Source organism: Hymenobacter cellulosilyticus (assembly GCF_022919215.1).
Classification (GTDB): Bacteria; Bacteroidota; Bacteroidia; order Cytophagales; family Hymenobacteraceae; genus Hymenobacter; species Hymenobacter cellulosilyticus.
In genome coordinates, this window is sequence record NZ_CP095046.1 from 5,073,343 (window position 1) to 5,088,178 (window position 14,836).

The 14,836-nt window shown below is 61.6% G+C and carries 10 protein-coding genes and 2 pseudogenes; 5 read left to right on the plus strand and 7 right to left on the minus strand.

Features of this window, described 5'->3' with window-relative positions:
* The first annotated feature begins 310 nt into the window (after nucleotides 1-310).
* Entirely contained in the window at nucleotides 311-2,065 is a 1,755-nt protein-coding gene (locus tag MUN79_RS24940; protein WP_244675212.1) for a T9SS type A sorting domain-containing protein, read from the plus strand.
* Between the two features lie 134 nt (nucleotides 2,066-2,199).
* Here the strand turns inward: MUN79_RS24940 and MUN79_RS24945 are convergent, their stop codons facing one another.
* Nucleotides 2,200-3,039: a hypothetical protein gene (locus MUN79_RS24945; RefSeq protein ID WP_244675213.1), complete on the minus strand. Its 840-nt coding sequence runs from the start codon at nucleotides 3,037-3,039 to the stop codon at nucleotides 2,200-2,202.
* A gap of 217 nt (nucleotides 3,040-3,256) precedes the next feature.
* Here MUN79_RS24945 and MUN79_RS24950 point away from each other — a divergent pair, with 217 nt between their 5' ends.
* From MUN79_RS24950 to MUN79_RS24965, 4 genes and pseudogenes are all read left to right on the plus strand, one after another.
* Complete coding sequence (locus tag MUN79_RS24950) at nucleotides 3,257-4,135, plus strand: pirin family protein (RefSeq protein WP_244675214.1); 879 nt, start codon at nucleotides 3,257-3,259, stop codon at nucleotides 4,133-4,135.
* A gap of 150 nt (nucleotides 4,136-4,285) precedes the next feature.
* A complete protein-coding gene (locus MUN79_RS24955) occupies nucleotides 4,286-6,010 on the plus strand; it encodes a PQQ-dependent sugar dehydrogenase (protein WP_244675215.1) in 1,725 nt (574 codons plus the stop codon).
* 161 nt (nucleotides 6,011-6,171) lie between these two features.
* Nucleotides 6,172-6,855: pseudogene (locus tag MUN79_RS24960) on the plus strand (aldo/keto reductase); the annotation flags it as partial.
* Nucleotides 6,856-6,960: 105 nt separating this feature from the next.
* Nucleotides 6,961-8,163: a Gfo/Idh/MocA family protein gene (locus MUN79_RS24965; protein WP_244675217.1), complete on the plus strand. Its 1,203-nt coding sequence runs from the start codon at nucleotides 6,961-6,963 to the stop codon at nucleotides 8,161-8,163.
* Between the two features lie 266 nt (nucleotides 8,164-8,429).
* On the opposite strand, the gene MUN79_RS24970 is transcribed toward MUN79_RS24965, so the two are convergent.
* From MUN79_RS24970 to MUN79_RS24995, 6 genes and pseudogenes are all read right to left on the minus strand, one after another.
* Nucleotides 8,430-9,557 (minus strand): glycoside hydrolase family 43 protein, encoded by a 1,128-nt coding sequence (locus MUN79_RS24970; protein WP_244675218.1) that lies wholly within the window; start codon nucleotides 9,555-9,557, stop codon nucleotides 8,430-8,432.
* Between the two features lie 309 nt (nucleotides 9,558-9,866).
* Nucleotides 9,867-10,316 carry a hypothetical protein gene (locus tag MUN79_RS24975; protein WP_244675219.1) on the minus strand — a complete coding sequence of 150 codons (450 nt, stop codon included), beginning with the start codon at nucleotides 10,314-10,316 and terminating at the stop codon, nucleotides 9,867-9,869.
* A 131-nt stretch (nucleotides 10,317-10,447) separates the two neighbouring features.
* Nucleotides 10,448-10,729 carry a hypothetical protein gene (locus MUN79_RS24980; RefSeq protein ID WP_244675220.1) on the minus strand — a complete coding sequence of 94 codons (282 nt, stop codon included), beginning with the start codon at nucleotides 10,727-10,729 and terminating at the stop codon, nucleotides 10,448-10,450.
* 122 nt (nucleotides 10,730-10,851) lie between these two features.
* Nucleotides 10,852-11,391, minus strand: coding sequence for a DUF4136 domain-containing protein (locus MUN79_RS24985; RefSeq protein ID WP_244675221.1), 540 nt, complete (start codon nucleotides 11,389-11,391; stop codon nucleotides 10,852-10,854).
* Nucleotides 11,392-11,427: 36 nt separating this feature from the next.
* Nucleotides 11,428-12,407: pseudogene (locus MUN79_RS24990) on the minus strand (aldo/keto reductase).
* Between the two features lie 267 nt (nucleotides 12,408-12,674).
* On the minus strand, nucleotides 12,675-14,645 hold the full coding sequence (locus MUN79_RS24995) for a tetratricopeptide repeat-containing sensor histidine kinase (RefSeq protein ID WP_244675222.1): 1,971 nt from the start codon (nucleotides 14,643-14,645) through the stop codon (nucleotides 12,675-12,677).
* Nucleotides 14,646-14,836 lie beyond the last annotated feature (191 nt).

Consider the following 14,836-nt stretch of genomic DNA (forward strand, 5'->3'; position numbering starts at 1 on the left):
GAAGCTACCCCACTACCTTCCGCAGGGTCCACAGGAGCTTTCGTAGGTACCGACGTGGCCTCCGAAGCAGCGGCGGTGGCTTTCACACCAACACGGCCCCACCCAGCATGTACCAGGTGGGGCCGTGCGGCCGGTGCGGGTTGGCCTCAGTTGCTCGGCTTGGGGCCTGAAGTGGCTTTTCGGCCCTGGTTGGCAAAGCGCACCTTCAGCTCATCGTGGGCGGCCCAAAATACCTAGAAGTGGGTATTGCGCTCCCCCGGCCCGGCCCGGAACTTTGCCCCTTACTTGTTCTGCCTTTTTAACCACTTCTATGCGCAACTCTTTACTCTCGCTGGGCCTTGCCTGCACCCTGGGCCTATCGGCCGCCCACGCCCAAACGCCTACCTGGCAGTGGGCCGCCCAAACTGTTAACCCCACCCCTACCAACGAAAGCGAAGCCCGGGCCCGGGAAATCGTGACCGACGCGGCCGGCAACAGCTACGTAGGTGTGGGCCTGCAGCCACGCAACGGCGCGGCCTCGGTGCGCAACTTTGGCAGCACCACCCTCAGCTCCACCGCGACCAGCACCAGCGCGGCCGTAGCCAAGCTGAACGCGGCCGGGCAGTGGCAGTGGGCTACGCTCATTTCCGTCCAGAACGCCAACGACCCCACCGACAACCCCGCCATATTCATGGGCGACATCGTGGTAACCCCCGCCGGCGACATCTTCATTGAAGGCCCGGTAGATGATAAGGCCACCTCCATTCGCATCGGCACCGTCACCCTCAACCTGACGCCGAATACGCAGGAGGAGCGCATGTTTGTGGCCCGCCTCAACAGCAGCGGTCAGTGCATCTGGATAACGGCCGTCAACGGAGCGAGCAGCTCGGGCATGGTCCTGAACCCGGTCAATGGGGAGCTGGTGTTAGCCGGCTCCTACAGCGGCGGCAGCGTTGCTTTTGGCAGCACCACGCTGCCCGCTCCCGCCGTTCTCGACGATGACGCCCTGTTCGTGGCTCGCCTCAGCCAGGCTGGCCAGTGGACCAGCGCGCTGGGCGTCCGCACCGTAGGCAACGGCGACGTGACCGGCGAAGATATTGCCATCGGCTCCCAGGGCCAGGTAGCGGTATCCGTAGGGGTGCAAGCCGGCTCGGTCACCCTGGGCAGCACCACCATCAATGCCAGCAGCATCGACAAAATGGTGGTGGCCCAGTTGAGCCCCGCCGGGCAGTGGCAGTGGGTGGCCCAGTCTTCCGGTTCATCGTCTTCCCTGGACCTGGCCGATATTGAGTACGATTCCAACGGCAACGTGTGGGTCATGAACGATGACAACGCCGGAGGGCAGATCGGCAGCCTTACGCTGCCGGCCAACACCATCGGGTTTGTAGGCCGCATTTCAACCACCGGACAGTGGAACTTGGCCGGCGCAGTCACCAGCTCGAACGGCGGCCGTTTTGCGGGCGGCAACAATATGGCAGTCGATGCCCAGGGCAACCCAGTGCTCATTGGCTCCGCCGAAGGTCAGACGGGAACGGCCTATGCCTATTCGTTTGGCACCCGGGCCTTGAGCTTCACGGATCGGGGTGCCTTCGTGGCCCGTTTCAATACCAACGGCACGTGGCAGTACGCCATCAAGGGGCCTACCGCTACCTCTCCAAACGGCAACCCCCAGTACACGTTCAACTCCCTGGCCCTCGACCAAGCCGGCAACCTGCTGGTTAGCGGCAACGTCTTCGCCAGCACCATTCCCTTCGGGTCGAGCACGGTAGTGGGCTCTTACCGTGACATGTTTGTGGCCAAGCTGACCAATGCCGGCGCTACGCTGGGCGTGCGGCAGGCCGCAGGCACCCAGCCCCTGGCCCTGTATCCTAACCCTGTAGCCGCGGGCACTGCCGCCACGCTGCGCCTGGCCTCACCCGCTACCAGCCCACAGCCTGTTACCCTGCGCAACGCGCTGGGCCAAACTGTGCGTCAGACCAGCATTGCAGCCGGTCGGCAGGAAGCAGCCGTTGCCACCGACGGCCTGGCTCCCGGCGTGTACCTACTGGAAGCCGGCCTGAGCCGGGCCCAGGTTGTGGTTCAATAGGGCTAGCCGCTGGTTGAAAAACCAGTAGAACACCAATAAAAAAGCCGGGACTTTCTGCTTGCAGCAGGTTCCGGCTTTTTTATTGGGCCGCCCAAGCGGAGTAGACCAGGGCGGCAGTGAGCTTAGCTCAGGCCTTACTTCCGGCTGATTTCATCCAGCTGGTGCAGGGCCTGGCTGATCTGGTCCCCCTTAGTGGCCCACTTCCGGGCCTCGCCAGACCAGTACTTGTAGTTGGCTTTGTCTTGCCGCTCGAAGAACTGGAAGGCCAGGTTGTAGGCTATTTCACTTTTGATGGCATTGTCGGAGCAGGCGGCCAGGCCCTTTTTGCAGGTCTGGGCGGCCTTATCGAGCTGGCCGGCGTGCATCTCGGCAAAGGACAGCTCCTTGTAGAGGTAGCACTGGTCGGAGGAGGTGGTCAGGGCACGAGTGAGGGCCGAAATGGCCTTGTCGTACTGCTCCAGGGCATTGTAGGCGTAGCCCATTTCCAGGTCCAGGCCCTGGTAGTTGGGGTCCAGGGCCTGGGCCTTGCTCAGAAAGGTCAGGGCCTTATCGGAGGCGCCCCAGCCGTTGTAGAAAAAGCCCCATTGGTAGAAGTGCTTGGCCGAGGTAGTGTCGGATTTATAGACGCTGAGCCACTCGGGAGTAGCAGGCTGGCGCAGCTCGGCCAGCTTAGCCGCCGGAATAAAAGCCACCTTCGCTGGGCTGGCCTGAAGCCGGATTTTGACCATGGCGTTCTTTGCCTTCTCGGGAATAAAGGTGCCCTGACTGGATATCTTAAACTTGCCCTCGTGGTTCAGCGTGGGGCCGGCCTGGGCGTCGATGTACACAAAGCCGTAGTTGTAGTTTCCGTCCTTATCGGCCGGAAAGGCCACCCATTTGTCTTCGCTGTCCGGCAAGCCGTGCTCGAATTTGAGGTCACTCTGGGCGTGCAGGGAAGTAGAAAGCAGTAGCAGGGCAGCTAGCAGGAATTTCATTACACCGGAATTAAGTCGTGAATAGGGCTCCGCCGTAGCAGAGGGCCGGCAACTTCGTCATTCGCCCGAGCTTCTGCAAACGGCTCAGCTTGCGGCCCTGCCGGGCGAGGTTTTCAAACAACTTCTTGGCCTTGGGAGCTGTCAGAAAAACATTCCGCCCCGGCCGTTTCTTCGTATTGCTGGTATCCGCCTTTCCTGACCAGCGTACTACTCCCCTATGGAAACCACCTTTCGCAGAATATTCCAAATCATTGACGGCAACAAAAAGCAGGTCGGCGACGGCTTCGACGTGACCAGCCCCATGCCCGGGCCCCGCATCCGGCAGCTGAGCCCCTACCTGCTCCTCGACCACACCGGGCCTATGCCCGTGGCCCCCACCGACCAGCCCCTGGGCACCCCACCCCACCCGCACCGCGGCTTCGAAACCGTGACGGTGGTGTACGAAGGCGCCCTGGCTCACCGCGACACGGCCGGCCACAGCGGCAAGCTCGGCGCCGGCGACGTGCAGTGGATGACGGCCGGCGCGGGCCTGCTGCACGAGGAGCGCCACGAGGCGGAGTTTGCCCGGCAGGGCGGCACCCTGGAATTGCTGCAGCTCTGGGTAAACGTGCCCAAGCGCGACAAAATGGCCCCGCCCCGCTACCAGAACATCCGGGCCGAGGCTATTCCCAGCGTGCCCGTAGGCGAGAATCAGGGCCAGATCCGGGTTATTGCCGGCAGCTACGCCGACGTGCTGGGCCCGGCCGAAACCTTCTCCCCCATCACTCTGCTCGACGTGCAACTGACGGCCGGAGCCCAAACCGAGCTGCGCCTGCCGGCCGAGTTCAACGTGGGCATTTACGTGGTGCGGGGCCGCGTCCGGCTGCACGACAACCGGGAGGCCACGACCAAGCAGCTCGTCGTGTTCGGCTGGGACTCGCCGGCCCTGCAGCTCACGGCTACCGAAGATACGGTGCTGCTGGTGCTGGCCGGGGAGCCTATTGAGGAGCCGCTGGCCACCTACGGCCCCTTCGTCATGAACACCAACCAGGAGCTAGTGCAGGCCATTGCCGACTTCGAAAGCGGCGGCATGGGCACGTTTCCAGAAGACGAATAGCCCATTACTTGCCTAGAAAAGCACCACCAGGGAGCCGGCTACCACCGGCTCCCTGCCATTTTTGCCAAGGTCAAGAATAACATAAGTCGGCGCCAGGCAGTAAGTACTGAGCTTGATACTAAGGATAATTCCGGCCCAATTTCTATGCTGATGCGGTTACGATTTTTGCTGCTTGGGAGCCTAGGTGCTCTGCTTCATCTGTCGGCGGCGGCCCAAACGGTTGTGACGGGCCCACGCGGGGAACGGTTTGCCCAGCGCGTGGTGGCCCAGCAGCTCAGCGACCCGTGGGCCGTGGTGTATGGCCCCGACAACTTCCTGTGGGTTACCGAGGCCCGGGGCTACCGCGTGAGCCGCATCAACCCCGCTACCGGAGCCCGGCAGGTGGTGCTGGACCTGAGCAAGGAGCGGCAGTTTCCACGCTACGACAAGATTCCGGACCAGCAAGACGGCGGCAAACCCTGGCCCCAGGGCGGGCTGATGGGCCTGGCCCTACACCCCCAGCTGCTCAGCGGCCAGCCCTACGTGTATCTGGCTTACCTCTACCGGTTTGCCGGCGCCCAGCAGCCAGGCAAGGGCAGCAAGCCCAAGTACGGGGGCAACTTCTTTACGACCCGGCTGGTGCGCTACCAGTACGATGCCACAACCCAGACCCTGGACCGCCCCGAAATCATGTGCGACACGATACCCGGCAGCAACGACCACAACGGGGGCCGCCTGCTGGTAGCGCCGTTCGGAAGCCAGAGCTACTTGTTTTACGGAATCGGCGACCTGGGCGCGGGGCAGTTCGACAATGGGGGCCGCCCCAACCACGCCCAGCAGCCTACCGCCTACGAGGGCAAGGTGCTGCGCTTCAACCTGGCACCCGACGCCGACCTCAACTCCGCCGACCAGTGGATTCCCAACGACAACCCCTTCAACCAGCAGCGGCAGAACGCCGTCTGGACCACCGGCCACCGTAACCCGCAGGGACTGGCCTACGCCGTGGTGGGAGGTGTCGGGAGGCTGTATTCCTCGGAGCACGGGCCGTATTCGGACGACGAGATTAACCTGCTGGAAAAAGGAAAAAACTACGGGCACCCGCTGGTTATCGGCCTGGCCGACGGCAACTACGATGGGCTGGCTGCCGGGGCTTCCGACCACGAGCAGCTGCCCGGCCGCTGGCATACGACTTACCCTACCATTGGGAGCGAAAAAGCCAATGCGGCTGCCATCGGGCCCAACTACCGCGACCCGCTGTACTCGCTCTACCCGCTGAGCAACCAGTTTCTGACTACCGTGCTAACCCGAACCCGCGCCCACAGCCCCAACGAGCCCACCTGGAACTCGGAAGCACCCAGCAGCCTGGCCGTGTACACGGCCGCTGCCATTCCCGGCTGGCAAAACTCCCTACTGATTCCGGCCCTGAAAAAGGGCAAGCTCATTCGCCTCAAGCTCACCGACAACGGGGCCCGCATCGGGTCCGACACGCTGATGTACTTCCGCGGGCCGGTGCGCTACCGCGACGTGGCCCTTTCGCCCGACGGGCGCCGGCTGTACCTGGCCACCGACAGCACGTCCATTACCTCGGGGCCGTCGGAGGAAGCGCCGAAGGGCAACACCTACAAAGGCTGCGTTCTGGAGCTGACCTACCTGGATGGGGGCTCGGCCGAAACGCCCGTTGCCGCCAACCGGCCCACGCCCGAGCAGGCCCTGCGGGAAGCTACGGCCCTGGTGCAAAAGCTCAAGCCCCAGGACCGGCAGGTAAAGCGCGCGGGCTTGCCGGCCGCCCAGCAGCCTATCTTCGACCTGTTGCTCAAGCCTACACTCACGGCCCAGGAGAAAACCCGGGCCCAGCGCAACGCGGCCGAGCTGCTCAGGGCCTTGCGCCAGCAGTAATTCTCTTACCCCACCAAATCCGCCATGCTCACCCGCCTGATTCCCTCTACCCAGGAAGCCTTGCCCGTCGTGGGTTTGGGCACCTGGCAAACCTTCGACGTGGCCGATAATCCCCCACCGTCCCGCCACGTTCAGACCCTGGAAACGCTCCGGGCCGGGGCGGCACCCTCATTGATTCCTCGCCGATGTATGGCCGGGCCGAGGAAGTCGTGGGCGCTATTACCACCCAGCTACCCAACCCGGACAGCTTCTTTTACGCGACCAAAGTCTGGACCCAGGGCCGGGAAGCAGGGCGGCGGCAGATGCAGGATTCGCTGCGCAAGCTGGGCCGCCCACGGGTTGACCTGATGCAGATTCACAACCTGCTCGACTGGCAAACCCACCTGCCGTTGCTGCGCGCCTGGAAAGCCAGCGGCAAAGTGCGCTACCTGGGCATCACCCACTACACCGACTCTCGGCACGAGGAGCTGGAGCGGGTGATGCGGCGCGAGTCGTTCGACTTTGTGCAGTTCAACTACTCCATCCTCGACCGGCACGCCGAGCAGCGCCTGCTGCCCGCCGCGGCCGACCTGGGCGTGGCCACGCTGATTAACCGGCCTTTTTCGGAGGGCGTCCTACTGGAAAAGCTGTACCGTCGGCCGCTGCCGCCCTGGGCGGCCGAGCTGGGTGTCAGCACCTGGGCCGGGTTTCTGCTCAAGTTCATTTTGTCCCACCCGGCCGTCACCTGCGTTATTCCGGGCACCAGCCGCCCCGAGCACCTGACCGATAACCTGGCCGCCGCCACCGGCCCCTTGCCTGATGCCGCTACGCGGGAAAAAATGGCGGCTTACGTGCAAAACTTGTAGGGACGGAAGCAGGAGCAGGAATGGTAAACAACTGGCCGCCCCGGTATTTTTCGTAACCCGCAGCTGCTTAGAGAGGTACTTACCTGCGTACTAAGCTACTGCGCTATGAAACCCGTTGATTCTTTATCCTCCGCTTCCCGCCGCGAGTTTGTCCGCACCTTGTCCCTGGGCCTGGGCGCTACGCTGGTTGGCTCCTCGGCCCTGGGCGGGCCCCTGAGCTGGCTGGAGGAAGTAAGCTACGGCCCGGCTAGCTTGGAAGCTCTGCAAAGCGGCCGGCAGCTGGGCGTAGCCCTGGTGGGGCTAGGCAAATACAGCACCGGCCAGCTGGCACCGGCCTTGCAGCAAACCAAGCTCTGCAAGCTGGCCGGCATCGTGACGGGTACGCCGGCCAAGGCTGCGCAGTGGAAAAAGCAGTATAGCCTCCCGGATAAGAGCGTCTACGACTACAAGACCTTCGACCGGATTGTCGACAACCCCGACGTGGATATTGTGTACGTGGTGCTGCCCGTGGCTATGCACGCCGAGTACGTGGAGCGGGCCGCCAAGGCCGGCAAGCACGTTATCTGCGAAAAGCCCATGGCCCCCACCGCCGAGGACTGCCGCCGCATGATTTCGGCCATGCAGAAAGCCGGCAAGAAATTCAGCATCGGCTACCGCCTGCACTTTGAGCCCCACCACCAGGAAATGATGCGTCTGGGCCAGAATCAGGAGTTGGGTCCCATCAAAAGTCTGGTGGCCGACAACGGCTTCCGCTTCAACAACGACACGCCCTGGCGCGTGGACAAGGAGCTGGCCGGTGGCGGACCACTGATGGATATGGGCATTTACTGCCTGCAGGGCGTAATTTATACCAAGGGTGAAATTCCGGTGTCCGTCACGGCCAAGCTGGCGGCCAACCCCGACCCCAAAGGCTTGTTCAAGGAAGTAGAGGCGGGCGTAAACTGGCAGATGCAGTTTGCCGACGGCTCCGTGGCCAACTGCCGCACTTCCTACGCCGAAAACATGAACAGCCGCCTGCGGGCCGAAACCGCCAAGGGTTTTCTGGAGCTGCAGCCCGCCTTTGGCTACGGCGGCATCGAGGGACGCACCAGCCAGGGCCCGATGAACATTCAGAACGTGCCCCAGCAGGCCCGGCAGATGGACGACTTCGCCGACTGCATCCTTAACAACAAGCCCACTCGCGTGCCCGGCGAAATGGGTCTGCGCGACATCCAGCTGCTCCAGGCTATCTACCGCGCCGCCGAAACCGGCCAGAAGGTTTCGACCAAAGATGTGCAGCAGGTTTTGGACAAGACCAATAGCCGGTAGAAAAGCCTTGCAATAACAGGCGGCACTCTTTTTCCGTCATTGCGAGGCGTAGCCGTGGCAATCCGTCATCTGAAATGTGCTGAGCTTCCGTAAGTAAAAAGCCCTTTCCCGTAACAACGAGAAAGGGCTTTCTGAATAAAGAGCGGGACTACCTCCGCAGAGGACGGATGGCCGCGCTTCGCTCGCCATGACACGTTTTTTGCATCATAAAAAAAGCCGCCTAAACCAATGTTCAGGCGGCTTTTTGGTGTGCTACGAAGCAAAGCTTACGGGTTAATCAGCGCCAAGCTGCCGTCAGCGCCGCGCTTGAGCTCGGTCACTTTCACGTTGCGCAGCCAGGTCTTGTCCGACAGCTGGGTGTCGTGGTAGAAAATGTACCACTTGCCCTTCACTTCCACGATGGAGTGGTGGGTCGTCCAGCCCTGTACGGGGTTCATGAAAGTGCCCTGGTAGGTAAACGGACCGTAGGGCGACGTGCCGGTGGCGTAAGCCAGGAAGTGGGTGTCGCCGGTGGAATACGTCAGGTAGTACTTGTCCTGGTACTTGTGCATCCAGGCGCCTTCGAAGAAACGACGGTTGTTGTCGCCCGAGAGCAGCACCTTGCCTTCTTTGTCCAGAATTTTGACTTCCCGCACGGGCTCGGCAAACTGCTTCATATCGGCGCCGAGACGGGCTACGCGTGGGCCCACGGAAGGCTCACTAGCTGCTGGCTCCTGCTCCTTGGGCTTGCTGCCGTCGTATTTACCGGTGCGCCAGCGCTGCAATTGACCGCCCCAGATGCCACCCATGTACATGTAGGTCTGCCCGTCGGTGTCGGTAAATACGGCCGGGTCGATGCTCAGGCTGCCTTCCATGGGCTTGGGCTCAGCCTTGAACGGACCCGTAGGCGACTTGCTGGTAGCCACCCCGATGCGGAAGATGTCCTGCTTGTCCTTTACCGGGAAGTACAGATAGTAGGTACCGTTCTTGAAAGCCGCATCCGGGGCCCAAAGCTGACGACCCGCCCAGGGAATGTCCTTTATATCGAGGGCTACGCCGTGGTCGGTGACTTTGCCGCCAACACTGTCCATGGACAGAATGTGGTAGTCGCGCATGGCGAAATGGTCGCCGTTGTCATTCTCCGGCATGCCGGTTTCAATGTCGTGCGACGGGTAAATGTAGATCCGGCCGTTGAAGAAGTGGGCCGAGGGGTCGGCCGTGTAGATGTCTTTTACCAAAGGCTGAGCCAGGTATTTCTTACCGGTAGAATCGGGCTTAGCGGCGGCATCCGTGGCGGCCGGGGTTGTGGCGGTGGTTTCGTCGGTTTGGGCCGGGTTGCTTTGGCAGGCGCCAAGCAGTGCCAAGCTGGCTAGCAGCGCGCGGGGCGCGGCCGCAAGATGAGGACGGGCGGGCATTTCTGAGGTGGGATGAGGTTAGGTAGAGCTGATGAGAAAAAGCAGATACAAGCCCTGGTCGAAAGGACGTCTGACACTAATAAGTGCCGAACTTCGGCCAGGATTAGGAAGACTTGCTGTTGCCAAATATAGAAGCCCAATACTGGCCATAATCACTTTAAATTGATCCTTTTCCCAAATAAACTACCGTAATCGTTTGTGATAGCACCCCGCCAACTGGTCGTGGCATGGATGAGTGAAAAGCACATAAAAAAAGCCCCAACAACTGCGTTGGGGCTTTTTTACGGCTATCAGAATCGATAAAGCAGCTTATTGTACCGGGACTCCTCTCAATACGCCCGTGATTTGACCGGTGCTTGAAAAGGTAGTCGAGAAGGAACCATCAACCAGTTTTGTTTGAGAATTGTAAGTGGTAGTGCCACTCGTGGCAGTTCCCAACTCGGTGCCTAGGCGAGCGGTCAGCTCATTGGTTGAGTTGGGTGAAGCCGAGCTGCTAGGAGTGCGACTGAAGTTCAACTCGACAAGCTGCCCACTGTTAAGCTTGCCGCTGATAACCAAGGAGGTGGCGGCAGACTTGTAGTTAGAGGTCAGCACGTGGGCCTCTTTCAAGGCGTAAGGAGCGGCCCCTTTCTCAGAAACCTCCACGGTGATAGAGGATTCCCGCGGAACAGGTATAAGATCGGGCTGCACCGAATCGTCTTCGCAGCTGCTCAGCAGACCGGTGGCCAATGTCAGGGTAGCTAGGAACTTTGTAGTCATTCGAAGTAGGATGGAAATTGCCTACAATACTACAAAACTCCACTCAGGCCGGTTCATTACGGCCCGGGTCTTTCGCCCTGGCCCAGATTGGGGGCTTTTTTAGCTGCCGAATTTCCTTCCCAAAAAGGTTTCTAATCGGCGTTGCCCGTGGCGCCGTCGTCGGTGAAGTCGCCGGCATTGTTGGGGTTGTGCTCGGTGTAGCTGGCCACCTCGTTGGTCAGGGCCACGTCCACCTGGGGCTCACCCTGGCCGGAGTTGCTGATGGGGGCGCCTGGAGTGCTGCCCAAACTGGCGGAACGGCCCTTAAAGGGCCAGCTACCCTGCGAATAACTGAGGTAAGCTGCCGCGCCGGCCACGGCGGCAATAGACGTCCCGATCAGGACCGCGCGGTTGGATTTCTTTTTCTTGGTCATCGTCAGAAGTTACTTGAAAGCGGGTAAATACTTTAGGGTGCGGGAAGGCCACTGAGTAGCCGTCGCCAGCAGTAGTACGAGGCTCCGGGGCGTTTGGTGACCTGTTGGGGCTATTTTCCCGCTTACTGGGGCTGCACCGGATATTCGGCGAACATGGCCGTAATGCCCTCATTGATACGCTCGACGAGCTTTCCGGTGTCCTTGCCGATAGCGCTGGCCGCTACGCCCTGCCAGATTCGCTCGTTGCGGGCCGCATCCACCACGTCGACCGTAGCGGTGCCCTCGGTGTACTCCCGGACTGGCACCTGCTGGCTTTCCCAACGGTAGCGGCGCTGCCCGATATAGCGGGGCGCATCCCGAATGGTGGTTTCCCGGGTCTGGGTCTTTTGCTCACTCACCACCCCAATGTTCACCCACAGGTCGGGAGAGTCGGCGCGCTGGTAGCCGCGGCGCTCCATTTCGCGGGCCACGGCCTGCTTGAGGTGGTCGATGCTCAGGCCGCTGCCCCCGCTAAAAGCCGATTCGTTGCGGGCCGTTACGTCCATGAAGTTGTAGGTCTTGTAGGCCGTAAAGTCTACGCCCGGCGTCTGGCTGGTCGATTCGACCCGCACCGGAGAACATGCCGCCACGCTGAGCAGCAAAACGATAAGCAGGGTTTTCATAGCTAGAAAGTGAGTTAAACCGGAAGGATGTTGCCCTTACGAAAATCCCAGCACCGGATGCGGCTGGTACGGTTCCTCCAGCCGCTGTATTTCCTCGGCCGACAGCTGCACGCTGAGGGCCGCTACGGCGTCTTCCAGGTGGCCGGGCTTGCTGGCTCCCACGATGGGGGCCGTAATCACGGGCTTGGAAAGCATCCAGGCCAGGGCCACCTGGGCGTTGGGCAAGCCCCGGGCCTGGGCAACTTCGGTCACCCGGTGGGCCACCGTGAAATCGTCGTCGCGGCCGTAGAGGCTTTTGCCGAAGGCATCGGTGCGGGCCCGCTCGGTTTCGTTGCGCTCCTTGCTGCGCTGCCCCGTGAGCAGCCCCCGCGCCAGCGGCGACCAGGGAATCACGCCGATGTTCTGGTCGGCGCACAAGGGCAGCATTTCGCGCTCTTCCTCCCGGTACACCAGGTTGTAGTGGGGCTGCATGCTGATAAAGCGGGTCCAGTTGTGCTTGTCGGCCAGGTACAGAGCCTGGGCAAACTGCCAGGCAAACATGGACGAGGCGCCGATATAGCGGGCCTTGCCGGCCTTTACCACGTCGTGCAGGGCCTCCAGGGTTTCCTCAATGGGCGTGTCGTAGTCCCAGCGGTGAATCTGGTACAAATCCACGTAGTCGGTGCCCAGGCGCTGCAGGCTGGCGTCAATGGCACTCATGATGTGCTTGCGCGAAAGGCCTTTCTGGTTGGGACCCGGCCCCATGGGGTTATATACTTTGGTGGCTAGCACCACCTCGTCGCGCTTGGCAAAGTCGCGCAGGGCCCGGCCTACTACTTCCTCGCTGCCCCGTTGGAGTACACGTCGGCCGTGTCGAAGAAGTTGATACCCAGTTCCAGGGCTTTCTGAATAAAGGGGCGGCTCTGCTCCTCGTCCAGAGCCCAGGGCCACCGCTCGGTGGGGCGCCCGTAGGTCATGGTGCCGAGACAAATTTTAGAAACCTTGAGGCCCGAGGCCCCTAAGCGAACATAGTCCATAGCGCGTGGTGTTTTAAAGTCGTAGTAGCAGATAAGGCACCGCGGTGGTGTTCGATGGTATACGCCTGCGGAAGCTTTGGAGCCAACCCCGTGTTGACCGGCCTAAACTCTGGCGACGCTCAAAGCTGGGCATTGAGACTCTTCTTTCAGGGAGCAATCATGAAGTATATACTGTTTAACACCAACAACTTACAGCCTGCATGATAACAACAACGCCCGCCTTAGAACCAGGCGGGCGTTGTGCTTTCCAGACGAGCGTTTTTTATACTAAACCGTCGTCAGTGGCAAAGTAATGATGAAGGTGGTACCCTCCCCTTCCCGCGACTCCACGCTTAGCTGCCCGCCGTGGCCCGTGCTGATAATGTCGTGACTTAACGACAGCCCCAGACCGGTACCTTCGCCCACGGGCTTGGTCGTAAAGAAGGGCTGAAAAATCTTGGCCCGAACGTCGGCCGAAATGCCCACGCCGTTGTCACCCACGCGGATTTCGACGGCCGTGGCCAGTTGCTGGCTGCTGACCGTCACGGCCGGCGCGTACCGGCCTGACGGCTCCTGCTCCTGCCGCTGACGCACAGCATATAAGGCGTTGGTGCAGAGGTTGAGCAAGACCCGGCCCAGGTCGGGGGCTACCACGGCCACGGCGGGTAAGGTCGGGGCGAGCTGGCGGGTGAGCGTAGCCTCAAACCCGGGGTGCTGGTTCTGGGCGGCCTGGTACGCCAGGCGCAGGTTTTCCTCGATGAGCGAGTTCAGGTCGGTGGCCTCGCGCGGGGCGCTGCCGGTACGGGCGTGTTCCAGCATGCCCTTGATAATGGCTGTAGCCCGCTGCCCGTGGGTGCTGATGTTCATGATGTTCTGCTTCAGCCCGTCCAGAATTTCGCGTTCCAGCTGACCGTCGCGGGCCAGGCGCTGGGCCCCGTTGATTTCGTCCACCAAATCGGTACTGACCTCGGCGAATTTCTTGACGAAGCTCAGCGGGTTTTGCAGCTCGTGAGCCACGCCGGCCGTCAGCTCGCCCAGAAAGGCCATTTTCTCGCGCTGAACCAGCTGAAACTGCGCCGTTTTGAGCTCGGCCAAAGAAGCCTGCAACGCCGCATTGGCCCGCTGCTGCACCCGGTAGTGCCGCACCAGCAACCCCACCAGAACCAGCAGCCCGGCCAGCAACCCAATCAGCCCGTAGGTGCGGTACCGGGCCACCAGGGCGGCCTGGTCCGCGGCGGCTTTCTGCTCCCGCTGCCGGGCCTGGTAGTTGATGTTTTGCAGGCGCATTACCTTTTCCTGCCCAAAGAGCGTGTCTTTCATAGCCAGCAGCAACGTCTGATACTTCAGGGCGCTGTCGGCGGGGCCGCGGGTTTTGAAGTCCTGGGTCAGCAAGGCACTGGCGTTGAGCACGCCCCGCAGAAAGCCGTTGCGCTGGGCGGCCTGACTTCCCAGCCGGGCGTAGTAAATGCTGGAATCGAGGCGGCCCTGCTGCTGGTAGAGCGTGGCTAGGCCTACGTAGGCAAAGTTGCTGCTGCGCTGGTGCCCCAGGGCGGCCGATTCCACGATGCTGCGCTGGTAATAGCGGCGGGCCTGGGCTAGCTGCCCACGCTTGCGGGCCACCTGCCCCAGACCGTAGAGAATGTAGTTGGTAGGCGAGTGTAGGCGCTGAGCCAGGGCGTAGGCCCGTTCCTGGTAGTAGCTAGCCGAGTCCACCTGATTGTAGAGGTCGTAGGCCAGGCCAATGTTGCTAAGCTCAATGACCATGCGCCGCTCGTCGTGCAGCTTCTCCCCGATGCGCAGAGCCTGAAAATAGTACGATAGGCCCTGCTGCCGGTCGCGCAGGTACACGTAGATAATGCCGATGCTGCGTAGGTTCTGGGCCTGCAGGCGCAGGTCGTGGTGGGCTTCGGCCAGCTGCAGCGACTCCTGAAATAACTCCAGAGCCCGGGCCAGGTTTCGCTCGCGCAGGGCCGCGCCCAGCCGGTTCAGGGCCTCGCCTTCCCCGTGCACGTAGCGGGTTTGGCGGGCCAAAGCTAAAGCCCGGCGGGAATAGGCCTCGGCCGAATCGGTGCGCAACACCCAGTACTGGTCGCTGATGGCGCAAAACAGCAGCACCCGGCTCGTATCGGGCTGGGGCTGGGCGGCCAGGCGGCGCAGACTGTCCAGGGCCGGGCTTTGCCCAAAGGCAGGGCGGCTGCTACCGGCAACAAGAAGGAATAAGAGTAAAAGAGTCCGCAGGCAGCGGAAGCAAGAATACATGCACGGGTAGGAAACAGGCCTAGGCAATATGGCGTGATAAACCAACCGAGAGCGGCAAAGCGCCCCAGTTACAGCCGCGAATATCCGGGTAAATAGCGTAATCCTCGCTATGCAGCCTGGTTAGTAACCCAGGGGTAAACTGAGATGCGCCCGCCCGGCCCTGCATCCGACCATGACTTGCTGTAAGTCAA

Excerpts from the sequence above, each read along its gene's own strand:
- MUN79_RS24940 (WP_244675212.1), top strand. The coding sequence starts at position 311 with ATGCGCAACTCTTTACTCTCGCTGGGCCTTGCCTGCACCCTGGGCCTA.
- MUN79_RS24945 (WP_244675213.1), bottom strand. The coding sequence starts at position 3,039 with ATGAAATTCCTGCTAGCTGCCCTGCTACTGCTTTCTACTTCCCTGCAC.
- MUN79_RS24950 (WP_244675214.1), top strand. The coding sequence starts at position 3,257 with ATGGAAACCACCTTTCGCAGAATATTCCAAATCATTGACGGCAACAAA.
- MUN79_RS24955 (WP_244675215.1), top strand. The coding sequence starts at position 4,286 with ATGCGGTTACGATTTTTGCTGCTTGGGAGCCTAGGTGCTCTGCTTCAT.
- MUN79_RS24965 (WP_244675217.1), top strand. The coding sequence starts at position 6,961 with ATGAAACCCGTTGATTCTTTATCCTCCGCTTCCCGCCGCGAGTTTGTC.
- MUN79_RS24970 (WP_244675218.1), bottom strand. The coding sequence starts at position 9,557 with ATGCCCGCCCGTCCTCATCTTGCGGCCGCGCCCCGCGCGCTGCTAGCC.
- MUN79_RS24975 (WP_244675219.1), bottom strand. The coding sequence starts at position 10,316 with ATGACTACAAAGTTCCTAGCTACCCTGACATTGGCCACCGGTCTGCTG.
- MUN79_RS24980 (WP_244675220.1), bottom strand. The coding sequence starts at position 10,729 with ATGACCAAGAAAAAGAAATCCAACCGCGCGGTCCTGATCGGGACGTCT.
- MUN79_RS24985 (WP_244675221.1), bottom strand. The coding sequence starts at position 11,391 with ATGAAAACCCTGCTTATCGTTTTGCTGCTCAGCGTGGCGGCATGTTCT.
- MUN79_RS24995 (WP_244675222.1), bottom strand. The coding sequence starts at position 14,645 with ATGTATTCTTGCTTCCGCTGCCTGCGGACTCTTTTACTCTTATTCCTT.